This is a genomic window from Pseudonocardia sp. TMWB2A (assembly GCF_017312135.1).
On sequence record NZ_QKQY01000002.1, the window covers coordinates 5,215,391 to 5,238,433 of the forward strand.

The following is a 23,043-nucleotide window of genomic DNA, read 5'->3' on the forward strand; positions in this document are numbered from 1 at the left end:
CGGTTATCCCGGACGGCGCTCGTCGTCGCCGGTCCGGTTCCGCCACGCTCCGCAGCGCCGGCTCGACGCGGAGCCGTACCGCCAGGGAGGACCCGTGCTGAGCACGATCGCCAGAGCCGGATCGGTGCTGGGGCTGTTCACCCACGACCGTCCGGAGTGGGGTCCCCGCGAGGTCGCCGCGCGGCTGGAGCTGCCGCGCTCCACCGCGCAGGAGCTGCTCGCGAGCCTCGCCGGGATCGGGCTGCTGGAGCGCACCGCCACCGGCCGCTACCGGCTGGGCTGGCGGCTGCTGGCGCTGTCGCGCACCCTCGTGCACGGCGCGGGCTTCGACGGCGGCGCCGGTGCGGTGCTGCGCGAGCTGGCCGCGGCGACGGGTGCGACGAGCCGCCTCGGCGTCTGGGACGGCCGCTACGTCGTCCCGGTGTCTGCGGTGCACCCCGAGGGCGGGGTCCGGCTGCCGGGCGTCGGCAACGGCGGCCGGCTGCCCGCGCACTCCACCGCGCTGGGCAAGACGATCCTCGCCCACCGCCCGCGCGGCGAGGCGGTCGAACGCGCCCACCAGGGTTTCTCGGTGTTCACCCCGCACACGATCCACCGGCTGGACGCCCTGCACGCCGAGCTGGACCGGATCGTCCGCGACGGCGTCGGCGTCGACGCGCAGGAGACCTTCCTGGGCGTCGGCTGCGTGGCCGCCCCGGTGCGCGACGGCTCCGGGCGGGTCGTCGCGGCCGTCAGCGTCTGCGTCGCCGACGACCGGCTCGCCGCCCGCAGGCCCGCCCTCGCCACCGCCGTGCTCGGCGCCGCCCGGCGCCTCGGCTCCGTCCCGTGGGACACCGGCCCCGAGCTCGGGCCGGTCATCCGCGAGGTGGTGCGCACGCTCCCCCGCCCCGACGACCCCGAACCGCCTCCGGAGGACCCCCGATGACCAGCCCCCTGACCGACATCGCCGGCTCGATCGGCCGCGTCGTCGTCCACATCACCCGCGAACGGCTCGGCGCGGACCGCCGGACCTCGGACCCCGCCGTCGTGCCGCCGTCGGCGCGGGCGGTCACCCCGCGGTGGCTGACCGGCGTGCTCTGCCGGGACGTCCCGGGCGCGATGGTGATCGACGTCGAGGCGGGCGAGGGCCACAACGGGACCAGCGCCCGGCTGCCGCTGCGGGTCGTGTACAACTCCGTCGGCCAGGCCGCGGGCCTGCCGACCAGCCTGTTCACCAAGGCCACGTCGACGTTCACCTCGCGGCTGCTGATGGGCGTCACCGAGATCGTCGAGGGCGAGGCGATCTTCTACAACCGCGCCCGGCCGACCCTGGACCTGCGCAGCCCGCGCGCCTTCTACGCCGGCTACGACCCGCACACCTACCGCTCGCTGCTGCTGGAGGACCTCGGCCCGCAGGGCTGGACGTTCCCGGCGCCGATGACCAACACCGTCACCCGCCGCGACGCCGAGACGATGGTGGAGCAGCTCGCGACCTACCACGGCGGGCTGTGGGACAGCCCCCGGCTGCGCGCCGGCGGGGACCTCGCCGGGCTGCGCGGGGCGACGGCGTGGCAGGAGAAGCTGAACCCGATCTCCTACCGCAAGCGCACCCTGGTCGGCCTCGAACGCGCCCGGCACGTGGTGCCCGACGAGGTGTACGCCCGGCGCGGCGGGATGCACGACGCGTTCATGCGGGCGCTGCACCTGCACGACCTGGCCCCGCAGACGCTGCTGCACCAGGACGTGCACCTGGGCAACTGGCTGCGGGACCCGGACGGCGCGATGGGTCTCTACGACTGGCAGTGCGTCGCGCGCGGGAACTGGGCCCTCGACGTGTCCTACGCGCTGAGCGTCGCACTGCCGATCGAGGACCGCCGCGCCTGGGAGGCCGACCTGCTGCGGCACTACCTCGACCGGCTGCGCGCGCACGGGGTGGCCGAGCCGCCGTCGTTCGACGAGGCGATGCTCGCCTACCGGCGGCAGCCCCTGCACGCACTGACCCTGGCGCTGTTCTCGATCGGCGGGACCCGGTTCGAGAACAAGCTCCAGCCGCAGGGCTACATGATGTGGGCGATCGAGCGGATCGCCCGCTTCGTCGCCGACATGGAGACCTTCGACGTGCTGCGCTGAGCCGGGCGGGGCCCGCTCAGCGGGCCCCGGCCATCCCGGCCAGCCGACCGGCGATGATCTCCTCCGCCTCGGCGACCATCCGGCCGATCAGCTCGGCGCAGGTCGGCACGTCGCGGATGATCCCCTGCACCATCCCGACCGACCAGATGCCCGCGTCGAGGTCGCCGGTCTCGTAGACGGTGGCGCCGCGGCTGCCCGCGACCAGGTGCCGGATGTCGTCGAACCGGGCACCCGCCGCCAGCTTCTCCACGACCTCGGCGGACACCGCGTTGGCCGCCACCCGGGCGGTGTTGCGCAGCTGCCGGAAGATCAGCGCCGTGTCGCGCTCGCCCGCCTCGACGATGCGGGCCTTGACCGCGTCGTGCACACCGGACTCCCGCGTGCACAGGAAGCGGGTGCCCATGTTGACCCCGTCCGCGCCGAGCGCGAGCGCCGCGACCAGGCCGCGGGCGTCGGCGATGCCGCCGGAGGCGAGGAACGGGACGTCGAGGACGTCGGCCGCGGCGGGCAGCAGCACCAGCCCGGGGACGTCGTCCTCGCCGGGGTGCCCGGCGCACTCGAAGCCGTCGATCGACAGCGCGTCGACGCCGAGGTCCTGGGCCTTCTGCGCGTGCCGGACCGAGGTGCACTTGTGCACGACGACGATCCCCGCGTCGTGCAGCGGCCCCAGGTGCGCGACCGGGTTGGCGCCCGCCGTCTCCACCACCGGGACACCCTCGTCGATGATCACCTGGCGGTACTCGTCGTAGGGCGGGGCGTCGATGGTCGGCAGGATGGTCAGGTTCACCCCGAACGGCTTCGCGGTCAGCTCCCGGCAGCGGCGGATCTCGGCCCGCAGGTCCTCCGGGGTGGGCTGGGTGAGGGCGGTCAGGAAGCCCAGCCCGCCCGCCTCGGCGACCGCCGCGACCAGCGGCGCCCGGCCGACCCACTGCATGCCGCCCTGGACCACGGGGTGTTCCACCCCGACGAGCTCGGTGAATCGCGTCCGCATCGACGTCTCCCTCGGTGGGTCGTGGTCGAGGGTCGTTGACCCTCCTCGCCGGTTAATCTAGTTTAAAAACAACGGACGTCACCGGCGACATCGGAGGGATCACATGGACGTACAGGGACTGCGCTGCCTGGTGACGGGCACCGCGTCGGGGATCGGCGACGCCGTCACCCGACGGCTCGTCGAGGGCGGCGCGACCGTCGTCAGCCTCGACCGCAACAAGCCCTCCGCCACGGTGGACCAGCACGTCGAGGTCGACCTGGCCGACCCCGCGAGCATCGACTCGGCGCTGGAGCGGATCGAGGGCACCTTCGACGTCCTCGCCAACATCGCGGGCATTCCCGGCACGGCCCCGGGCGACGTGGTGTTCAAGGTGAACTTCCTCGGGATGCGGCACCTGACCGAGTCGATGTTCGACCGGATGAACACCGGCGGGTCGATCGTCGTGGTGTCCTCGACCGCCGGTTTCGGCTGGCCGGCCCGGCTGGAGACGATCCGCGAGGTGATGGCCACCGACACCTTCGACGAGGGCGCGGCCTGGTTCGCGGCGCACCCGCAGCAGGGCAACGCCTACAACTTCTCCAAGGAGGCGGCGACCGTCTACACCCTGGCCATGGGCGGGGCGGTGCGCGAGATGAACGAGCTGCGCATCAACGCGCTGCTGCCCGGCCCGGTGGAGACGCCGATCCTCGCCGACTTCGAGGAGAGCATGGGCAAGGACACCCTCGACGGGGTGCGCGAGTTCCTGGGCCGGCACGCGACGGTCGACGACATCGCGCCCGCCGTGGTCTTCCTCGCCTCGCGCGACTCGCGCTGGCTGAACGGGTCGACCGTCACCGCCGACGGCGGCATCACCGGTGCGGTCGCGGCCGGGCTGGTGCCCGCGCCGGAGATCTAGCCCGTGTGCTCGCCCAGCCCCAGGGCGTGGCCCATCCGCTGCTGCTTGGTGCGCAGGTAGCGCAGGTTCTGTGCGGTGGGCTCGGACGGCAGCTCCATACGTCCGACGATCTCGAGGCCGTGCCCGTCGAGCCCGCCGTACTTGGCCGGGTTGTTGGTGATCAGCCGGAGCCGGGTGATCCCCAGGTCGGCGAGGATCTGCGCGCCGACGCCGTAGGAGCGCGAGTCGACGGGCAGGCCCTGGACGGTGTTGGCGTCGAGGGTGTCCAGGCCCGTCTCCTGCAGGGCGTAGGCCCGGATCTTGTGGGCCAGGCCGATCCCCCGCCCCTCGTGTCCACGCAGGTAGACCACGGCTCCCGCGCCCTCGTCGGCGATCGCGCGCAGCGCCCGTTCCAGCTGCTGACCGCAGTCGCAGCGCAGCGACCCGATGATGTCGCCGGTGAGGCACTCGCTGTGCACCCGCACGAGCGCGCCGCCGGGGCGGCGGGACGCCTCGGCGACGTCACCGTGGACCAGCGCGAGGTGCTCGGTGCCGTCGACCAGGGAGCGGTGGGCGACCGCGCGGAACTCGCCGAACACGGTCGGCATGGCGGCCGACGCGACCTGCTCGACCAGCCGCTCGGTCGCCCGCCGGTGCCGCACGAGATCGGCGATCGCGAGCACCGGCAGGTCGTGCTCGGCCGCGAACGCCCGCAGCACCCCGCCCCGGGCCATCGACCCGTCCGGGGCGACGATCTCACCGATCACCCCGACCGGCTCCCGCCCCGCGAGCCGCAGCAGGTCGACCGTCGCCTCGGTGTGCCCGGCCCGGACCAGCACCCCGCCCGCGCGGGCGCGCAGCGGGAACACGTGCCCCGGCCTGCGCAGGTCCGCGGGCCGGGTCGCCGGGTCCGCCAGCGCCCGCAGCGTCGCCGCACGGTCGGCGGCCGAGACCCCGGTCCCGGCACCGGTGTGGTCGACCGACACCGTGAACGCGGTGCCGTGGGCGTCGGCGTTGTCCTCGACCATCGGGGGCAGCGCCAGCGCGTCCGCGCGCTCCGCGGGCATCGGGGCGCACACGATGCCGGTCGTGTGCCGGACGACGAACGCGAGCTGCTCGGCCGTCGCGGTCGCCGCGGACAGCACGAGGTCGCCCTCGTCCTCCCGGTCGGCGTCGTCGGTGACGATCACCATGCCGCCTGCCGCGAGCGCCGCCACGGCGCGCCGGACGGCGGCGGCACCTGGCAGGGACATCGGGTTCGGGTTCACGTCCGGCTCCTCACATCGGGCACGTCATCGGGCCGGGCGACCGTAGGACGCGACGGCGACGGACCGATATCCGCAGGCGGACGGCGCACAGCCGCTGCGCGCGGCCTGCGGTCGGCGGCTGTACCGCGGCCACGCACGGATATCGGGCGGCCGCGCCGCGGCCCTACCGTTCGCTCCATGGACGAGACCCCGCACACCGAGGTGCCCCCGATCGACCCCGGCCGCATGCGCTCGGTGCTGGGTCACTTCGCGTCGGGGATCGTGGTGGTCACCGCGCTCACCGCGGACGGGCCGGTCGGGTTCACCTGCCAGTCCTTCAGCTCGCTGTCGCTGGAGCCACCGCTGGTCAGCTTCTGTCCGGCCCTGACCTCGACCACCTGGCCGCGGATCCGTGAGGTGGGTGCGTTCTGCGTGAACGTGCTGGCCGACGGCCACCGCGAGCTGAGCTCCGCCTTCGCCCGCTCGGGCACCGACAAGTTCGCCGGCGTCACCTGGGACCCGGCGCCGTCGGGTGCACCGGTGCTCGCCGGTGTGGCCGCGTGGATCGACTGCACCCTGCAGGAGCAGTACCCGGGCGGGGACCACACGATCGTCGTCGCCCGGGTGCACGACCTGGGCGCCGACCCCGTCCGCGCGCCGCTGCTGTTCCACCGCGGCGGCTACGGCGCCCTAGCCCCGTAGCGTGTCGCGCGGGAGCTCCCCGAACCGTTCCCGGTACTGCTGGGCGAACCGGCTCGGGTGGAAGAAGCCCCAGCGCAGCGCGATCTCCTTCACCCCGGTGACGGTGGGGTCGCTGCGCAGCAGCTCCCCGCGGACGTGGTCGAGCCGCACCCGGCGCAGGTAGGCCATCGGGGACTCCCCGAGCTCCTGGGCGAAGGACGCGTGCAGCGTGCGGACGCTCATGCAGCCGACCCGCGCGAGCTCCTGCGGGGTGAGCGGCTCGTCCGCGTGCTGCTCCATGTAGTCGAGCACCGGGCCGAGCCGCCCCCGGCGGACCGGGTCGTCCGGCGCGGCGAGGGCGTCGGAGTACTGGTGGCGGCCGGCGTACAGGAGCTGGCTCATCACGAACGCCTCGAGCTGCTCACGGGCGATCGGCATCTCGGCCAGACCCCCCGGCCGGTTCAGCTCCTGGGCCAGGAACTGCACCGAGGACAGCAGGGTGCGCCCCGCGGGCGAGGAGAAGTCGAGACCGAAGTCGAACTCCACCACGTCGTGCACCGGCTGGTTCAGCTGCTCGCTCAGGTGGGTCTCCAGGCTGCGCCGCGGGATCTTGAGGATGTACTGCTCGGCGTCGGGTGACCAGCGCACCGTCGTCGTCCGGTCCGGCAGCAGCGTGACCCCGGACGCGCCGGCGGCCGTGGCGGCCCGCGACCCGTCGCTGCGCTGGGCGATCGTGTTCCCGGCGACCGTGAGGTTGATGTGGTACGCGTCCTCGGTCGGCGGCATCACGAGCTTGGCCGCGGACTTGTAGGTCAGGAAGCCGAGGGTGAACATCCGGTCCGAGGTGGCGTTCAGCGTCATCTCGAGCTGGTCGGTCGGTGCCGTCAGGTCGTGGTCGAGATAGACCCGGGACACCGCCTCGCGCGCCTGCTCGAGGTTGCGCGTGTCGAGGACCGGGTAGCGGCCGAGGTGGTGAGCGGCCGCGCGTGCGTCGAGGGCGTCCATCGGCTCCTCCTGATGCCGTCCCGTCACCGGTGGCGAGCGGTCGAAGAGTTCCTTGACGATAGTGCCCGACCGGCGGGCCGCCCAGCCGCTGAACGCAGGCCCCGATCCGTTCCGTGCAGCTCGCGCGGAACGGCTGCACGCGTGCCACCTACGGCTAGTCGGCCACGGAGACCCGCTCGTAGCGTCGCCACCCATCAGACGGCACGCGCCAGGAGGTCGACGATGACATCGCCGCTGCAGGAGTTCCGGCAGTTCGTCCACGGGAAGGCGGTGGACGCCCGGTCCGGTGCGACGTTCGAGTCGCTGAACCCGTACACCGGGGAACCGTGGGCGCGGCTGGCCGACGGCGGCGCGGACGACGTCGACGAGGCCGTCGCCTCGGCGCGCGCCGCGTTCGAGGGCGAGTGGGGCGCCATGACCGGCTTCCAGCGCGCCGCGATCCTGCGCCGGTGCGGGGACGCGATCGCCGCGAACGCCGAGCGCCTGGCCCGCCTGGAGGTCAACGACTCCGGCAAGCTGCTGCGCGAGATGCTCGGCCAGCTCAACGCCCTGCCCCAGTGGTACAACTACTTCTCCGGGCTGGCGGACAAGATCGAGGGCCGCACCGTCCCGCCGGTGAACCCGAACTACTTCGGCTTCACCACCCGCGAGCCCGTGGGCGTCGTCGCCGCGATCACGCCGTGGAACAGCCCGCTGCTGCTGCTGACCTTCAAGCTCGCCCCCGCGCTCGCCGCGGGCTGCACGATGGTCGTCAAGCCGTCCGAGCACGCCCCGGCCTCCACCGTCGCGTTCGCCGAGATCCTGCACGAGGCCGGGCTGCCCGCCGGGGTGCTCAACGTCGTCACCGGCTGGGACCGCGCCTGCGGCGAGGCGCTGGCGTCGCACCCCGGGGTGGACAAGGTCGCGTTCACCGGCTCGTCGGCGACCGGGGCGAAGGTCGCGCAGGCGGCGGTGGCCAACTACAACCGGGTCACCCTGGAGCTGGGCGGCAAGTCCCCGCAGATCGTCTTCCCCGACGCCGACCTCGACGCCGCCGCGAACGGCCTGGTGGCGGGCGTTTTCGCGGCCACCGGGCAGACCTGCATGGCCGGCTCCCGGCTGATCGTGCACGCCGACGTGCACGACGCCCTGGTGGAGAAGGTCGTCGCGCGGGCCGAGGCCATCGTGCTCGGCGACCCCACCGAGGCCGGCACCGAGATGGGCCCGGTCGCGAACCGGCCGCAGTACGAGAAGGTGCTCGGCTACCTGCAGGGCGCGGCCGCCGAGGGCGCGACCTTCGCCTGCGGCGGCGAGCCCGACGCCGAGCGCGGCGGGCTGTTCGTCCGGCCCACGGTCGTCACGAACGTGTCCCCGGAGAACACGATCGTCCGCGAGGAGGTGTTCGGGCCGGTGCTCGCCGCCTACACCTTCACCGACGAGGACGAGGCGCTGAAGCTCGCCAACGACACCCCGTACGGGCTCGCCGGCGCCGTGTGGACCAAGGACGTCCACCGCGCCCACCGCGTCGCGAAGAAGCTGCGCGCGGGCACCGTCTGGGTCAACGCCTACCGCGTGATCGCCCCCAACATGCCGTTCGGCGGCTTCGGTGCCTCCGGCATCGGCCGGGAGAACGGCGTCGACGCGGTCAACGAGTACACCGAGAACAAGTCCGTGTTCGTCGAGCTGACCGGCGGGACGCGCGACCCGTTCCAGCTCGGCTGACACCCCTCCCCGCGCACGACTCCCCCCGCACGACGTCGAAGGAGACGACCATGACCGTGACCGCCAACGAGCGCCTCGGGCTCGCCCCCACCGATCCCCGCCCCGCCTCGGAGACCCGGCCCGCGGCCGACCGCACGACGACGAACCCGCTGTTCGGCGACCAGAAGATGAAGCTGGGCCTGTTCGGCAGCAACTGCTCGTACGGGCTGATCATGAGCCACGCCCCGTCCAGCTACGAGATCACCTGGGAGCACACCAAGGAGATCGCCCAGCGCGCCGACCGGCTCGGGTTCGACGTGCTCGTCCCCGTCGCCCGCTGGAAGGGCTTCGGCGGGTCCACCAACTTCAACGGCAACTGCTTCGAGACCTACACCTGGGCCGCCGGGATCGCCGAGGCGACCGAGCGGATCGCCGTCGCCGCGACCTCGCACCTGCCGACCATGCACCCGATCGTCGCGGCCAAGCAGGCGACGACCGTCGACCGCATCTCCGGCGGCCGGTTCGCGCTGAACATGGTGATGGGCTGGGTGCCGCCGGAGATGGAGATGTTCGGCTCCGAGCAGCGCGAGCACGACGAGCGTTACGCCTACGGCCAGGAGTGGCTGGACTTCGTGAGCAAGCTCTGGACCGAGGAGGGCACCTTCGCGATCCACTCCAAGTACTTCGACGCCGAGCTGCTCGAGGCCTACCCCAAGCCGCACCAGGGGCCGCGGCCCGCGCTGATCAACGCGGGCAACAGCCCGTCGGGCATCGAGTTCTCCGCCCGCAACGTCGACTTCAACTTCGCCTCGCTCGACACCCTGGAGAACATCAAGGCCTACACGACGGCGCTGAAGGAGAAGGCCCGCACCGAGTACCAGCGCACGATCCACGCCATGACCTACGGCCTCGTCGTCTGCCGGGACACCGAGGCGGAGGCGAAGCGCGACTTCCAGCAGGTCGTCGACGAGGGCGACTGGGGCGCGGCGGGCAACGTCATCAAGATCGCCGGCTCCGGTGCGTCGCAGTCCTTCGACCACGCGGTGAAGAAGATGCAGGAGCGCTTCATCGCCGGGTGGGGCGGCTACCCGATCGTCGGGACCCCGGAGCAGGTCACCGAGGAGCTCGGCAGGCTCAACGAGGCGGGCATGGAGGGCATGATCTTCGGCCTCGTCGACTACAACGAGGAGCTGAAGTACTTCGGCGACAACGTCATGCCGCTGCTCAAGCAGGCCGGCCTGCGCCACTGACCGGTCCCGGCACCTCCGCCGCCCGGGCCGCACGGTCGGCCCGGGCGGTGAACCGCAGGACCAGCGACGACACCAGCCGGGGCGCGTCGCCCATCGGCACGTGCCCGACGCCCGGGACGCGGACGAGCTGCGCGCCGTGCACGGCGTCGAGCATCGGCCGCCCGTAGCGGGCGAAGGGCAGCATCCGGTCCCGCTCGCCCCAGGCGATCAGCACCGGACAGTCCGGGGTGAACGGGCGCAGCGCCCCCGCCCGCGACGCCCCGGCGAGCAGGTCGGCCAGCACCTCGCAGCCGGCGAGGTCGTCGACCAGGTCGTCGACGTCGAACCGGGTGAGCAGCTCGGGGTGCTCGGCGACCTGCCGCAGCAGGAGCCGCCGCAGCGGCCGCACCCCGAGCACGACCCGGGCCCCCGGCACGCGGCCGAGCCGCCCGCCCGCGCGGAACAGCCGCAGCAGCCGGTCCAGGTCGGCCGGTTCGGCCCACGCCCCGGCGGGCGAGAGCGCGACGACCGAGCGTGCCCGGCCGCGCCGGGCGAGCTCGAGCGCGACCCAGCCGCCGAGCGAGTTGCCGACCAGGTGCGCGGTGCCGACGCCGGCGTCGTCCATCGCGGTGGCGACGGCGTCGACGATGGCGGGGACCACCTGGTCCGGGGGCCCGGTGACGGCGGGCCCGCCGTGGTGACCGGCCAGGTTCGGGGCCAGCACCCGGTGCCGGCGCTCCAGCGCGGGCAGCACCGGCCGCCACGCCCGCCAGGACGACGTCGCCCCGTGGAGCAGGACCAGCGGGGTCCCCGCCCCGCCGACGTGGACGGCCTCGATCACGGTGTCCCCCCGGTCAGAAGAAGCGGCGCAGCAACGCCATCTTCCGGTCGGTGTAGGGCGGGTACATCAGCGCGGGGTCCGGCTTCGCGGGCTTGGCCAGCACCGCCTTGCGGTGGCTGAACGCGTGGAAGCCCCACTCGCCGTGGTAGGCGCCCATCCCGCTGGTGCCGACGCCGCCGAAGGGCAGCTGCGGCACCAGGCAGTGCATGGCCAGGTGGTTGATCACCACGCCGCCCGAGCTGGTGCCGGCGAGCACCTTCTCCTGGGCGGCCCTCGACCCGGTGAACAGGTACAGGCCCAGCGGCTTGGGCCGGGCGTTGACGAAGCGCATCGCCTCGTCGAGCGAGCCGACGGTGAGCACCGGCAGGATCGGGCCGAAGATCTCGTCGGCCATCACCGCGGAGTCCGGGTCGGGGTCGACGACCACGGTCGGCTCGATGGAGTGCGTGGCCGCGTCGGTGCCGCCGCCGGCCGCCACCTCGCCGCCGTGACCGTCGAGCAGGGCGGCCAGGCGGCCGAACTGCCGGTCGTCGACGATCGGCTGCGCGGCCGGTTCCCCGGCCCGGAACTCCCTCAGCGTGGCGACGATGCCGGCGACCAGACGGTCGCGCACACCGGCCTCGACCAGGACGTAGTCGGGGGCGATGCAGGTCTGCCCGGAGTTGAGCAGCTTGACCCAGGCGATCCGCCGGGCCGCGACGTCGATGTCGGCGTCCGCGGTCACGATCACCGGGCTCTTGCCGCCCAGCTCCAGCACCACCGGGGTGAGGTGCGCCGACGCCGCCTCCATCACCTTCTTCCCGATCCCCGGCCCGCCGGTGAAGAACGCCAGGTCCAGGCCCTGCGCCAGCAGGTCCTGGGTGACCACGGCGTCGCCCTCCAGCACGGCGACGGCCTCCGGGTCGAGGTACTCCGGGATCAGCCGGGCGAGCAGCGCCGAGGTCGCGGGCGCGTGCTCCGACGGCTTGACCACGACGGTGTTCCCGGCCGCGACGGCGGCGACCAGGGGGCCGAGGGTCAGGTAGACGGGGTAGTTCCAGGGGCCGATGACCAGCACCGTGCCGAGGGGTTCGTACTGGTAGAAGCCGCGACCGGGCAGCATCGACAGCGGGAGCGAGGTCCGCCGCCTGCGCATCCACCGCTTCAGGTGCTTGCGCGCGAAGGCGGCCTCGGCCGCGGTCGAGGCGATGTCGCCGAGCCAGGCGTACGGGGCGGGTCTGCCGAGGTCCTGCGCGAGGGCCGCGGCGATGTCCGGCTCCCGCTCGGTCACCAGACGCTCGATGCCGCGCAGCTGGCGCAGCCGCCAGGCCAGGGGCCGGGTCCGCCCGGAGGAGAAGGTGCGGCGCAGCCGGGCCACGGTGGCCGCGGCGTCGCCCTCGACGTGGGTCACGGTGCTGGTCACGGCGGGATCAGCCGACCGGGTTGGTGCCGGGGACGGCGCCGTCGAGGTCGACGATCTCGGCGAACCGGTCGCCGACCTGGTCGATCGTGGGCACCTCGGCGAAGGTGACGCCCTTGGTGCGGAACTGGGCGACCCGGTGCACCTCGCCGCCGCCGGCGACCAGGACGCTGCCGGTCTCGGTGCACTCGTCGCTGACCAGGTGCCCGACGACCGGTGCGACGTGCGCCGGGGAGAGCTTCGCCAGCATCTCCGGCGGCGCGATGTCCTCGGTCATCCGGGTCGCCGCCATCGGCGCGATCGCGTTGGCGGTGATGCCGCGCTTGCGGCCCTCGATGGCCAGGGTGTTGATCAGGCCGATCAGCCCGCCCTTGGCGGCGCCGTAGTTGGCCTGGCCGAAGTTGCCGTAGATCCCCGAGGTGGAGGTGGCGACGACGACGCGGCCGTGGCTCTGCTCGCGGAAGTGCGGCCAGGCCGCGTGGATCACGTGGAACCCGCCGTAGAGGTGCACGCGCTGGACGGCGTCCCAGTCGTCGTCGGTCATGGTGTGGAACGACCGGTCCCGCAGGATGCCGGCGTTGGCCACCACCCCGTCGATCCGGCCGTAGGCCTCCAGCGCAGTGGCCACGACCGCCGCGCCGCCCTCGGGGGTCGCGACGCTGTCGTGGTTCGCCGTGGCCTCGCCGCCCTCGGCCCGGATCTCGGCGACGACGGCGTCCGCCGCGGTCGACCCGCTGCCCGTGCCGTCGCGGGACCCGCCCAGGTCGTTGACGACGACCTTCGCGCCCGCCCGGGCCAGGACCAGCGCGTACTCACGACCGAGGCCGTTGCCCGCCCCGGTGATCGCGACGACGCGCCCCTCGACTCCTGCCATGCCTGCCGTACTCCTTCGTCGTGGATGGATGGATGGATGCGGCCGCGTCAGCGGCCGGTGAAGCGCGGGCTGCGCCGCTCCAGGACGGCGGCCAGCCCCTCGCGGGCGTCGGCGGTGCCGGACAGCTCGGAGACCGTGCGGGCCTCCTCCGGCAGCTGGGCCTCGACCCGGTTGCCGAGCCCGGACCAGACCAGGCGCTTGACCGCGCCGAGCGCGCGCGGCGCCCCGGCCGCCAGGGTCCGGGCGACGGCGAGTGCCTCGTCGTGCAGCGCGTCGTCGGCGACGACGCGGGTGATCAGGCCGATCTCGGCGGCCTCGGCCGCGGTCAGGGTCGGGTTGAGCAGCAGGATCTCCATCGCCTTGCGCAGCCCGACCAGCTGCGGGAGCGTCACCGACGACCCGCCGTCGGGGGCCATCCCGACCCGGGCGGCGCCGGACATGAACTTCGCCGTCTCCCCGGCGAGCACGATGTCCGAGGCGCACACCAGGCCCAGTCCCCCGCCGCCCGCGGCGAAGCCGTGCACGGCCGCGACGACCGGGACGGGCAGCGCGAGCAGGGCCGCCGCGACGTTCTGCAGCCAGGCGGTGGCCTCGCGCAGGTAGTCGGGCAGCGCCTCGCCCTTGGCGGCGAAGGTCTTGACGTCGCCGCCCGCGCAGAAGTTCTTCCCCTCCCCGGTCAGCAGGAGCACCCGGAGCTCGGGGCGGCCGGTGGCGGTCATGACGGCCTCGTGCAGCGCCCGCAGGAACGGCACGTCCATGCCGTTGGAGGCCTCGGGCCGGTTGAGCCGCAGCCGGCCGACGCCGTCGTCGTCGAGGTCGAAGAGCACCTGTGCGGTGCCGGTGTGGGTCGTGTCGGTGGTCGTCACGTCCGTGTCCTTCCGGTGAACCGGTCGATGCCCGCGCCGGCCCGTTCCCCGCCCAGGTGGGCGAGGGTCGAGGAGAGCTCGGCGGCGAGGCCGTCGGTCAGGGTCCCGTGCAGCCCGCCGCGGACGAGCTGCTTGATCCGGGCGAGCGCGTCGCGGTCCTTGCCGAGCAGGTTGGCGACGGTGCGCTCGACGAGCGCGTCGAGCTCGGCGGCCGGGGCGCAGGCCCAGGCCAGCCCCCAGTCGACGGCGTCGCGGCCGGAGAGCCGGTCGCCGAGCAGGATGTGGCCGAGCGCGCGGGGCGTCCCGACGATGCGGGGCAGCCGCTGCGACCCGCCGCCGCCGGGGATCATCCCGAAGTTCGCGTGGTTGTCGGCGAGCACCGCGTCGTCGCGGACGAGGGCGATGTCGACGGACTGGAGCAGCTCGAACCCGCCCGCCATCGCGTACCCCTCGACGACGGCGACGACCGGCACCGGCAGCGTCGCGATCAGCTCGCAGGCGCCGACGAAGGTCTCGAACAGCGGCCGCAGCGCCTCGGGTCCCTGCTCGCGGAGCCGGGAGACCTCGTGGAAGTCCCCGCCCGCGCAGAAGTGGCCGCCCGCGCCGCGGACCACGACGACGTCGGCGGTCTCCGCGGCCGCGGCGAGCCCGTCGTGCAGGGCGCGGGCCAGCTCGACGGTGATCGCGTTGCGGGCCTGCGGCCGGTTGAGGGTCAGGGTCGCGACGCGGCCGTCGGCACGGTCGTCGAACCGGGTCAGGACGGTGCTCACGTGTCCTCCCGCCAGCGGTCCGCGGACGGGTCGAGCAGCTTGTGCAGGTGCCCCTCGGGCAGCCACACCAGCGTCTCGAGCTCCAGGGCGTCGAGGAAGCGGACGCGGCCGGTGCGCAGGTCCTCGATCCGCAGGCGACGGCTGTTGGCGTCGTCGTCGACCCGGATGCTGACCTCGGCGAACTCGTTGCCGACGATGTCGGGGGCGATCTCCATCAGATCAGGAACGACAGCGTCGCGATCGCCCTGGCGTTGTCGACCAGGGCGACCTTCTTGTAGGACAGGGCGAGCTCGCCGTCGACGACGCGGAGCCGGTAGGTGGTCCGCCCGGCCCACAGCCGGTTGCCCCGCTCGCGGGACTCGACGAGGACGAAGTTGGCGCCGACCTCGGTGTCCCCGGTCTCCGGGACGGTCCCGATGATCTCCACGTTGGACACCACGCGCCGCAGCCGGGACGCGGGCACCTGGGAGTGCCGGCGACCGGTGCGGTACTGCTTGATGCGGGTGGCGATCCGGTTGCGGTTGTCGTGGATGATCGACATCTGCGTCATGCGGTCGGCGTCGTCATCGTTGGCGGGCACCCAGTAGAGGGCGTCCGGGGTCCAGAGCGCCTCCCAGTCGGAGTAGCGGTGCTCGTCGGCGTAGCGCGCCTCGCGGTAGAGGAACTGCTCGACGGTGCGCAGGTCCAGCTCGGTGGTGGTCATCGGCCCTCCGTCATCAGCCGGGTGTAGTGCTGCCAGAACCCGCGCATGCCGGTCTCGTCGGTGGCACCGCCGACGGTGAGTCCGCGCTCGTCGACGTGCTCGCGGTCGGCGCCGCGGCGGATGTCGAGCCACTCCGGGCGCAGCTCGGCGACGCCGGCCTGGTTGCGCTCGTACATCTCGGTGTCGTCGGCGAGCAGCATCCCGGCGGGCCCGACCGAGCCGATGCACTGCTGCAGCATCCGCCGGTTCATCTCGGGGGCGCCCTTGAGCTGCACGGCGGTGACGTGCTGGACGGTGAGGTCCGCGGCCAGCGGCTGGATCGTGAACAGCTGGATCTCGGCGATGAACAGGTTCGGGAAGATCATCACGTGCGGTCCGCCCTCGACCAGGATGTCGTGGGCGTCCGGGCCGTAGGTCTCGCGCATCCGGGCGGAGTAGCCGGGCACCTTCTCCTCGGTGGTGCCGAACCAGCCCAGCGGCGTGCCGAGGCGCCGGAACTCCGGGCGCAGGTCGTTCTCGCTGTGGCCGCCCCCGAGGTCGCGGGTGACCGCCGTGGACTTCTCGCCGTAGAGGGCGCCGATCCCGCTCTCGGCGACGCTGAAGATCGACGCGTGCACGAACTGCGGGTGGTAGCCGTCGGTCTCGTTCTCCGCGAGGAGCTTCCAGTTGGCCTGCGCCCGGTGCTGCAGGAACCCGGCGGTCAGCTCGATCTCGCCGTCCGGCGAGAGCCGGACCAGCCGGTCGATCTCGCCCTTCGCCTCACCGAGGTGCTCGTCGAGCGTGGGGCCGTCGGGGGCGAAGCTGCCGAACACGAAGCCCTGGTGGACCCCGACCCGGGCGACGCGGCCGAGCCCGAGGTCGAGCTTGCCGCGGCCGCCGTAGCCCTGCGGGAACGGGTAGCCGAGCATCCGGCCGTCGTTGCGGTAGGTCCAGCCGTGGTACGGGCACCGGAACGAGCTGGAGTTGCCCGCCGAGGCCTCGCAGACCAGGTTGCCGCGGTGCGCGCAGCGGTTGAGCAGCAGGTGCACCTCGCCGTCGGCCGTGCGCGTCATGATGACGTCCTGCGGGCCGATGGACTTGCGGACGTAGTCGTTCGGTGCGGCGATCTCGCTGACGTGGCCGACGTAGACCCAGGTCCGGTACCAGATGCGCTCCAGCTCGTCGGCGAAGATCTCCGGCGAGGTGTAGAGCGAACCGTGCACCCGCCGGGGCTCGATCAGCTCCTCGTAGGGAGCCGCGGGGGGACGCGGCGCGCCGGCGGGGGCGGTCGGGGTCACTGTCGGTTCCTCTCGTTCACAGCTGGTCAGGGGTAGAGCCGGCCGACGCTCTCGATGACGCAGGCGGGCTTGGCCGAGCCCTCGACCTCGAGCGTCGAGCGCACGGTGACCTCGACGAAGCCCTCGCCACGGCGCACCGACGCGATCTCGGCGGCGAGCCGGACCTTCGAGCCGACCGGGACGGGGGCGGGGAAGCGGACCTTGTTGAGCCCGTAGTTGATGCCCATCCGGACGTTGTCGACGGTGTAGAGCTCGTTCAGCAGCCGCGGCAGCAGCGACAGGGTCAGGAAGCCGTGCGCGATGGTCCGGCCGAACGGGCCGGACGCGGCCCGCTCCGGGTCGGTGTGGATCCACTGGTGGTCGCCGGTGGCCTCGGCGAACAGGTCCACCCGGCGCTGGTCGATCTCGGTCCAGTCGGTGGGCCCGAAGGACTCGCCCTCGGCGGTCAGCAGCTCCTCGACGGAGTCGAACACCCTGGTCATCGCACTCATCCCTCGATCCGCAGCGCCTCGGTGGGGCAGGCCCGACAGGCCTCCTCCAGCTCCGAGCGCTGTGCCTCGTCGGCCTCGGCCTGCAACAGGTTCAGCGAGCCGTCGTCGGCGACCTCGAAGAAGTCGGGGGCCAGCGACTCGCACAGTCCCAGCCCGGTGCACTTGTCGTAGTCGACCACCACACGCATCGGTGGTTCCTCCTCACAGGTTGAGCGTGCACGGCATGGACTTCACGCCGTCCACGAAGTTGCCGACGAGCTGCACGGGCTCGCCGGTCCGCAGGTCGGGCACCCGGTGCAGCAGCTCGCCGAACAGCGCGCGCAGCTGGGTCCGCGCCAGCATGTTGCCCATGCAGAAGTGCGGCCCGCCGCCGCCGAACCCCACGTGCGGGTTCGGCGAGCGGGTGACGTCGAAGACGTGCGGGTCGGTGAACACCCGCTCGTCGCGGTTGCCCGAGGCGTAGAACATGACGACCCAGTCGCCCTCGCGGATCTGCTGCCCGTGCAGCTCGACGTCGCGGGTGGCGACCCGGCGGAAGGTCATGACCGGGCTGGCCCAGCGGACGAACTCGTCGGTCGCGGTGCCGATCGTGCCGTCGAAGTCGGCCTGGAGGATCTTGCGCTGGTCCGGGAACCGGGTCAGCGCCTCCATCGTGCGGCTGATCGTGTTGCGGGTGGTGTCGTTGCCCGCCACCGACAGCAGCACGAAGAACGCGGCGATCTCCTCCTCGCTGAGGCTCTCGCCGTCGACCTCGGCCTGCACGAGGCTGGTCATGAGGTCGTCGCGGGGGTTCTCGCGCCGGTCGTCGGCGAGCTCCAGCCCGATCGTGATGAGGGTGACCAGGGACTGGTTGAGCAGGTCGGCGGGCTCCAGCCCGGCGCGGACATCGGCGTCCGACCAGGACACCATGCCGTCGGCGGCGTGCGCAGCGGCGTCGCGACGCTCCGGGGACAGGCCGCACATCTCGTAGATCGTCCACATCGGCAGCCGCCGGGAGACCTGGTCGACGAAGTCGCAGTCCCCGGTCGCGATCAGCTCGTCGACGATCCGGCGGGCCTGGTCCGCGATCTGATCCTCGATCTTCTTGACCTGGCGCGGGGTGAACGCGGCGCTGACGAGCCGGCGCAGCTGGGTGTGCCGTGGTGCGTCGGTCGCGAGGAACGAGCTGGCCGCCTCCAGGATGTCGCTCGGGACGTCCTCGATCATCACGCCCTGCCCGGAGCAGAAGGTCGCCGGGTCCTTGCTGACGGCCTGGATGTCGGCGTGCCGGGTGATCGCCCAGAAGCCGGCGTCGTCCTCCTGCGGCAGCATCGACCCCTCGGCCGGGCGCTGCCAGCTGACCGGACGCTCGTCGCGCAGGATCCGGAGTCGCTCCTCGCGCCCCTCGGGGGTCAGCGACCAGAACTCGAGCGACCCCACCGATACCGGGTCGTGGTCGGGCCGGGACTGCACCATTGCTCCCCCAGGACGGTCTCGTTTTTAACATTGATTAATCTCGCGCAAGAGGACATCACGGCCGTCCGTCCGGTGTCAAGACGGCGACGCCGCGGCCGTACCGGTGTTTAATCCCGCGTCGAAAGACCGGGCCGGAGAACGGGAGGCACAGTGGATCTGGGACTGCGCGACGCACGGGTCGTCGTCACCGGGGCGGGGGCCAACATCGGGCGGGGCATCGCCCGGGTCCTGGCGGCGGAGGGGGCGCGGGTACTGGTCGTCGACATCGACGGCGAGCAGGCCGAACGGGTCGCGGGCGAGCTGCGCGACCTCGGCGCACCGGACGCGGCCGCGTGCGCGACCGACCTGACCGCCGAGGGCGCGGGCGCCCGGGTGACCGCGCAGGCGGTGGCGGCCTGGGGCGGGGTGGACGTGCTGGTCAACAACGCCGGATGGAGCAGGCCCGGCTGGTTCGCCGAGCAGACCGACCGGGACCTCTGGCGGCGCACGGTCGAGGTGAACCTGTTCGCCGCGATCGACTGCACGCAGGCCGTGCTCGGCCCGATGCGCGAGGCCGGCCGGGGCGCGATCGTGTTCCTGTCCAGCGACGCCGCCTACGGCGCCGTCCGCCAGGGCATCTACGGCGGCACCAAGGCTGCGCTGATCTCGCTGGCCCGCACGGTGGCGCGGGAGAACGGCCGGTTCGGGATCCGCAGCAACGTCGTCGCCCCCGGGCTGGTCCTGCCCCCCGAGGACGACCACGTGGGCCCGAGCTCGGTCTGGGCGGGCGGGGCGGACGCGCTGTTCGCGCCGGACCAGGTCGACGCGATCGTCCGCACCCAGGCGCTGCGCCGGCGCACCACCCCGGCCGACGTCGGCAACGCGGTCGCCTGGCTGGCCTCGGAGACCGCGGCGCACCAGGTCACCGGCCAGGTCGTGGCCGTCGGCGGCGGCTCGTCGATGCCCTGAGCCGCTCCGGCCGCGTTGACGGAGCCCCACCCTTTTACCTATTCTGAATTAGAAAAATATCCGGGCCCCCGAGGAGACACCGATGCCCAGCTCGCTGATCGTCGCCGACACCGAGGAGCGCGCGGCACTGCGCGACGCGGTGGCGACCCTGGTCGGTCGCTACGGCCACAGCTACTTCATGGAGAAGGCGAAGGCCCACGAGGAGCCGACCGAGCTGTGGAAGGAGCTCGGCGCGGCCGGGTTCCTGGGCGTGCACCTGTCCGAGGCCTACGGCGGTGGCGGCGGCACCATGAGCGACCTCGCCGTGGTCGTCGAGGAGGCCTCGTCGCAGGGCGTCCCGCTGCTGATGATGGTCATCTCCCCCGCGATCTGCGGGTCGATCATCGACGCGCACGGCTCGCACGAGCTCAAGGAGCGCTGGCTGCCGGGGATCGCCGACGGCTCGCTCAAGATGGCGTTCGCGATCACCGAGCCGGACGCGGGCTCGAACAGCCACGAGATCACCACCACCGCCCACCCCGACGGCGACGGCTGGCGGATCCGCGGGCAGAAGTACTGGACCTCGGGCATCGACGAGGCGGACGCCGTCCTGGTCGTGACCCGGCAGCCCGAGCCGGGGCCGGGCGGGCGCCACCCGCTGTCGCTGTTCGTCGTGCCGACCGACGCCGAGGGACTGACCTGGCAGACCATCCCGGCGGCGCTGCAGCAGCCCGAGCACCAGTTCACCGTGTTTCTCGACGACGTGCGGGTCGGCCCCGAGGCGCTGATCGGCGACGAGGGCAACGGCCTGCGCCAGGTGTTCGCCGGGCTCAACCCGGAGCGGATCACCGCGGCCTGCATCTCCAACGGGATCGCCCGCTACGCGCTGGACAAGGCCACCGGCTACGCCAACGAGCGCCAGGTGTGGGGCGTGCCGATCGGCTCGCACCAGGGCGTCGCGCACCCGCTGGCCGAGGCCTACATCGGGACCCAGCTGTCGCGGCTGATGACCTACCGCGCCGCCGAGCTGTTCGACGCGGGCGCCGACGCCGCGGAGGCGTCGAACATCGCGAAGTTCGCCGCGGCCGACTCCTCGCTGCGCACCCTGGACCAGGCGATCCAGAGCCACGGCGGGAACGGCCTGTCGCTGGAGTACGGCCTGGCCGACCTGTGGTTCGTCGCCCGGATGCTCAAGACCGCGCCGGTCAGCCGGGAGATGGTCCTGAACTTCGTCGCCCAGCGCAGCCTGGGCCTGCCCGCGTCGTACTGACGTCGTGCCCCGCGCCCACACGGTCCGGACGGCGGGCGTCCGGGGCCCCGGCGAGAAGTCGGCGCGGACCCGGCGCCGGATCCTGGACGCGACGGCGTCGCTGCTCGCGACGCGCGGGTACGCCGGGACCCGGCTCGCCGACGTCGCGCGGCTGGCCGGGGTCCGGCCGCCGGCCGTCTACTACTACTTCGACTCCCGCGAGGACCTGGTCGAACAGGTCGTGGTGGCGGGCATGGTGCGCAACCTGGAGCACGTGCGGGCGCAGGTGCAGGAGCTGCCGGCCGGGGCGACGGCGATGGACCGCATCTGCTGCGCGGTCGAGGCCCACCTGCAGGTCGTGCTCCGCATCTCCGACTACACGGTCGCCTCGATCCGCAACACCCAGCAGCTGCCCCCGGAGGTCCGCACCCGGCAGCTGGCGGAGCAGCAGCGCTACAGCGATTTCTGGCGCGAGCTCGTCGAGGCCGCCCGTGACGCGGGCGAGCTGCGGGACGGGCTCGACCCGCGGGCGGCCCGGATGCTGGTGCTCGGCGCGCTCAACTGGGCGTGCGAGTGGTGGAGCCCCGGGCGCGGCTCGCTGAAGTCCCTGGTCCGGACCGCCCGGACGATCGTCCGGCGCGGGCTGTCGGCTCCGACCGGCGGTTGACCCGACCGGAATTTTATCTAGGTTCGTTTATTCGATCGGTCCACGCCCTCTCCCGCCTCACGGAGGCCCGTCATGAGCACGCAGGCCGTCAGCTCCACCTCCCCCGCCCCGGCGACCGGGCGCTCCGAGTGGCTCGAGGGCCCCGGCCCCGGCCTCGTCGAGGGCACGGTCGGCGGTCTCCTGCGCGAGCAGGCCGCCGCGCACCCGGACACCGTCGCGCTCGTCGCGACCCGGCACGACGGCGCCGCCGGCCGCTGGACCTACGCCGAGCTGCTCGACGAGGCGAGCCGGGTCGCCGGGACCCTGCTGGAGCTCGCCGGGCCCGGCGGGCACGTCGCGATCTGGGCGCCGAACGTCGCGGAGTGGACGATCGTCCAGTACGCGGCGGGCCTGGCGGGGGTCGTGCTGGTGGCGCTCAACCCGGCCCTGCGCCCGGGCGAGCTGGAGTACGCACTCACCCTGTCCCGCTCGACGGTCCTGCTGCACGCCGACCGGGTGCGCGACCACGACCTGACCGGCGTCGTCGCCGACGTCGTGCCGCGGGTGGCCGGTCTCGCCCACGTGGTCAGCCTGTCCGACACCGACCGGCTGCACGGCACGCCGCTCGACGGCGGCTCGCCCGACATGCCGGAGCGCAGCGCGCCGGACGCCCCGGCGATGATGCAGTTCACCTCCGGGACCACCGGGCGCCCCAAGGGCGTGCTGCTGGCGCACCGCTCGCTGCTGAACAACGCCCGGCTCACCATGTACACCGCCGAGGCCCGCGACGGCGCCGTCGCCGTCGCGCCGCTGCCGACCTTCCACACCGCGGGCTGCGTCATCTCGACGCTGGGCCCCGCGGTGCTGGGCGGCACGGTGGTGCTGATCGAGCGGTTCGAGCCCGGCGCCGTGCTCGACGCGATGCACGACGAGCGCGCGACGATCCTGATGAGCGTGCCGACGGTGCTCGGCGCGGTGCTGCACGAGGCGCGCCGCCGCGACGGCCAGGCACCGGCGCTGGACACCGTCCTGGTCGGCGCCGCGACCGTCCCCGGGTCGATGATCACCGCCGTCCGGGAGACCTTCGGCGCCTTCGTGCACAACCTCTACGGCCAGACCGAGCTCTCCCCCGTGCTGAGCCTGACGCGGCGCTCCGACACCGCCGACGACCTCGTCCGCAGCGTCGGCCGCCCGCTGCCGCACACCGGGGCGCGGATCGTCGACCCCGCCACCGGCGACGTCGTGCCGCTCGGCACCGTCGGCGAGGTCTGCGCCCGCGGCTACAACCAGATGCTCTGCTACTACGACGACCCCGGCGCCACCGCCGCGACCGTCGACGACGAGGGCTGGGTGCACACCGGCGACCTCGGCTCGATGGACGACCGCGGCATGATCACCCTGACCGGCCGGCTGAAGGAGCTCATCATCCGCGGCGGCGAGAACATCGCCCCGGCCGAGATCGAGGTCGCGCTGGCCGAGCACCCGGCCGTGGCCGCGTCGGCCGTGGTCGGCCTGCCGGACCCCACCTGGGGCGAGATCGTCGCCGCCGCGGTGGTGACCCACGAGCCGCAGGAGCCCGGGTTCACCGACGAGCTGGCCGCGCACTGCCTGGAGCGGCTCACCCCGTACAAGGTGCCGGTGCGCTGGTTCCTGGTCGACGAGCTGCCCGTGACGCCGTCGGGGAAGGTCCAGAAGTTCGTGCTGCGCGACCAGCTCGACGCCTGAGGGC

The 23,043-nt window shown here is 73.2% G+C and carries 24 protein-coding genes; 10 read left to right on the top strand and 14 right to left on the bottom strand.

Features of this window, described 5'->3' with window-relative positions; translation table 11 throughout:
* Positions 1–94: 94 nt before the first annotated feature.
* Both DMP17_RS39040 and DMP17_RS39045 read left to right on the top strand, forming a co-directional pair.
* Positions 95–925, top strand: coding sequence for an IclR family transcriptional regulator (locus DMP17_RS39040; RefSeq protein ID WP_337832147.1), 831 nt, complete (start codon positions 95–97; stop codon positions 923–925).
* On the top strand, positions 922–2,109 hold the full coding sequence (locus DMP17_RS39045; protein WP_337832148.1) for an aminoglycoside phosphotransferase family protein: 1,188 nt from the start codon (positions 922–924) through the stop codon (positions 2,107–2,109). The genes DMP17_RS39040 and DMP17_RS39045 overlap by 4 nt, the downstream gene beginning before the upstream one ends.
* 16 nt (positions 2,110–2,125) lie before the next feature.
* On the opposite strand, the gene DMP17_RS39050 is transcribed toward DMP17_RS39045, so the two are convergent.
* Positions 2,126–3,100, bottom strand: a complete 975-nt coding sequence (locus DMP17_RS39050) for an NAD(P)H-dependent flavin oxidoreductase (RefSeq protein WP_226350385.1) — start codon at positions 3,098–3,100, stop codon at positions 2,126–2,128.
* 103 nt (positions 3,101–3,203) lie between these two features.
* Between DMP17_RS39050 and DMP17_RS39055 the strand changes: the two genes are divergently transcribed.
* Positions 3,204–3,995: a coniferyl-alcohol dehydrogenase gene (locus tag DMP17_RS39055; protein ID WP_337832149.1), complete on the top strand. Its 792-nt coding sequence runs from the start codon at positions 3,204–3,206 to the stop codon at positions 3,993–3,995.
* Here DMP17_RS39055 and DMP17_RS39060 read toward each other — a convergent pair.
* Positions 3,992–5,242, bottom strand: a complete 1,251-nt coding sequence (locus DMP17_RS39060; RefSeq protein WP_337832150.1) for a bifunctional 3,4-dihydroxy-2-butanone-4-phosphate synthase/GTP cyclohydrolase II — start codon at positions 5,240–5,242, stop codon at positions 3,992–3,994. The two genes, DMP17_RS39055 and DMP17_RS39060, sit on opposite strands and share 4 nt — an antisense overlap.
* Before the next feature lie 177 nt (positions 5,243–5,419).
* On the opposite strand from DMP17_RS39060, the gene DMP17_RS39065 reads away from it, so the two are divergent.
* Entirely contained in the window at positions 5,420–5,923 is a 504-nt protein-coding gene (locus tag DMP17_RS39065; protein WP_337832151.1) for a flavin reductase family protein, read from the top strand.
* Here DMP17_RS39065 and DMP17_RS39070 read toward each other — a convergent pair.
* Positions 5,912–6,907, bottom strand: a complete 996-nt coding sequence (locus tag DMP17_RS39070) for a helix-turn-helix domain-containing protein (protein ID WP_226350383.1) — start codon at positions 6,905–6,907, stop codon at positions 5,912–5,914. The genes DMP17_RS39065 and DMP17_RS39070 overlap by 12 nt on opposite strands.
* 222 nt (positions 6,908–7,129) lie before the next feature.
* Here DMP17_RS39070 and DMP17_RS39075 point away from each other — a divergent pair, with 222 nt between their 5' ends.
* Complete coding sequence (locus DMP17_RS39075) at positions 7,130–8,608, top strand: aldehyde dehydrogenase (RefSeq protein ID WP_337832152.1); 1,479 nt, start codon at positions 7,130–7,132, stop codon at positions 8,606–8,608.
* A gap of 50 nt (positions 8,609–8,658) precedes the next feature.
* The gene (locus tag DMP17_RS39080; RefSeq protein WP_178373061.1) at positions 8,659–9,837 is read left to right on the top strand and encodes an LLM class flavin-dependent oxidoreductase; all 1,179 of its coding nucleotides are present in this window, start codon (positions 8,659–8,661) and stop codon (positions 9,835–9,837) included.
* Here DMP17_RS39080 and DMP17_RS39085 read toward each other — a convergent pair.
* From DMP17_RS39085 to DMP17_RS39135, 11 genes are read right to left on the bottom strand one after another with little or no spacing between them, the layout of a single operon-like run.
* On the bottom strand, positions 9,812–10,657 hold the full coding sequence (locus DMP17_RS39085) for an alpha/beta fold hydrolase (protein WP_226350381.1): 846 nt from the start codon (positions 10,655–10,657) through the stop codon (positions 9,812–9,814). The genes DMP17_RS39080 and DMP17_RS39085 overlap by 26 nt on opposite strands.
* Before the next feature lie 13 nt (positions 10,658–10,670).
* On the bottom strand, positions 10,671–12,059 hold the full coding sequence (locus DMP17_RS39090) for an aldehyde dehydrogenase family protein (RefSeq protein WP_226350380.1): 1,389 nt from the start codon (positions 12,057–12,059) through the stop codon (positions 10,671–10,673).
* A 7-nt stretch (positions 12,060–12,066) separates the two neighbouring features.
* Positions 12,067–12,930 carry an SDR family oxidoreductase gene (locus DMP17_RS39095; RefSeq protein WP_337832153.1) on the bottom strand — a complete coding sequence of 288 codons (864 nt, stop codon included), beginning with the start codon at positions 12,928–12,930 and terminating at the stop codon, positions 12,067–12,069.
* A 47-nt stretch (positions 12,931–12,977) separates the two neighbouring features.
* Positions 12,978–13,796, bottom strand: a complete 819-nt coding sequence (locus DMP17_RS39100; protein WP_337832154.1) for an enoyl-CoA hydratase/isomerase family protein — start codon at positions 13,794–13,796, stop codon at positions 12,978–12,980.
* A complete protein-coding gene (locus DMP17_RS39105) occupies positions 13,793–14,566 on the bottom strand; it encodes an enoyl-CoA hydratase/isomerase family protein (protein ID WP_337832155.1) in 774 nt (257 codons plus the stop codon). Before DMP17_RS39105 ends, DMP17_RS39100 begins: the two co-directional genes overlap by 4 nt.
* Entirely contained in the window at positions 14,563–14,781 is a 219-nt protein-coding gene (locus DMP17_RS39110; protein WP_178373065.1) for a hypothetical protein, read from the bottom strand. The genes DMP17_RS39105 and DMP17_RS39110 overlap by 4 nt, the downstream gene beginning before the upstream one ends.
* The gene (locus tag DMP17_RS39115) at positions 14,781–15,269 is read right to left on the bottom strand and encodes an aromatic-ring-hydroxylating dioxygenase subunit beta (RefSeq protein ID WP_337832156.1); all 489 of its coding nucleotides are present in this window, start codon (positions 15,267–15,269) and stop codon (positions 14,781–14,783) included. The genes DMP17_RS39110 and DMP17_RS39115 overlap by 1 nt, the downstream gene beginning before the upstream one ends.
* On the bottom strand, positions 15,266–16,546 hold the full coding sequence (locus DMP17_RS39120; protein WP_337832157.1) for an aromatic ring-hydroxylating oxygenase subunit alpha: 1,281 nt from the start codon (positions 16,544–16,546) through the stop codon (positions 15,266–15,268). Before DMP17_RS39120 ends, DMP17_RS39115 begins: the two co-directional genes overlap by 4 nt.
* 26 nt (positions 16,547–16,572) lie before the next feature.
* Positions 16,573–17,028 carry a MaoC family dehydratase gene (locus DMP17_RS39125; protein ID WP_178376532.1) on the bottom strand — a complete coding sequence of 152 codons (456 nt, stop codon included), beginning with the start codon at positions 17,026–17,028 and terminating at the stop codon, positions 16,573–16,575.
* Between the two features lie 5 nt (positions 17,029–17,033).
* A complete protein-coding gene (locus DMP17_RS39130) occupies positions 17,034–17,225 on the bottom strand; it encodes a ferredoxin (RefSeq protein WP_178376531.1) in 192 nt (63 codons plus the stop codon).
* Between the two features lie 13 nt (positions 17,226–17,238).
* Complete coding sequence (locus tag DMP17_RS39135) at positions 17,239–18,492, bottom strand: cytochrome P450 (protein ID WP_226350374.1); 1,254 nt, start codon at positions 18,490–18,492, stop codon at positions 17,239–17,241.
* A gap of 150 nt (positions 18,493–18,642) precedes the next feature.
* On the opposite strand from DMP17_RS39135, the gene DMP17_RS39140 reads away from it, so the two are divergent.
* The 4 genes from DMP17_RS39140 to DMP17_RS39155 all read left to right on the top strand — a co-directional run bounded on the left by DMP17_RS39140 (position 18,643) and on the right by DMP17_RS39155 (position 23,039).
* Positions 18,643–19,440 carry an SDR family NAD(P)-dependent oxidoreductase gene (locus DMP17_RS39140; protein WP_208823282.1) on the top strand — a complete coding sequence of 266 codons (798 nt, stop codon included), beginning with the start codon at positions 18,643–18,645 and terminating at the stop codon, positions 19,438–19,440.
* A gap of 82 nt (positions 19,441–19,522) precedes the next feature.
* Positions 19,523–20,689 (top strand): acyl-CoA dehydrogenase family protein, encoded by a 1,167-nt coding sequence (locus tag DMP17_RS39145; protein WP_226350373.1) that lies wholly within the window; start codon positions 19,523–19,525, stop codon positions 20,687–20,689.
* A 4-nt stretch (positions 20,690–20,693) separates the two neighbouring features.
* Positions 20,694–21,335, top strand: coding sequence for a TetR/AcrR family transcriptional regulator (locus tag DMP17_RS39150; protein WP_226350372.1), 642 nt, complete (start codon positions 20,694–20,696; stop codon positions 21,333–21,335).
* A gap of 72 nt (positions 21,336–21,407) precedes the next feature.
* On the top strand, positions 21,408–23,039 hold the full coding sequence (locus DMP17_RS39155) for an AMP-binding protein (protein ID WP_337832158.1): 1,632 nt from the start codon (positions 21,408–21,410) through the stop codon (positions 23,037–23,039).
* Positions 23,040–23,043 lie beyond the last annotated feature (4 nt).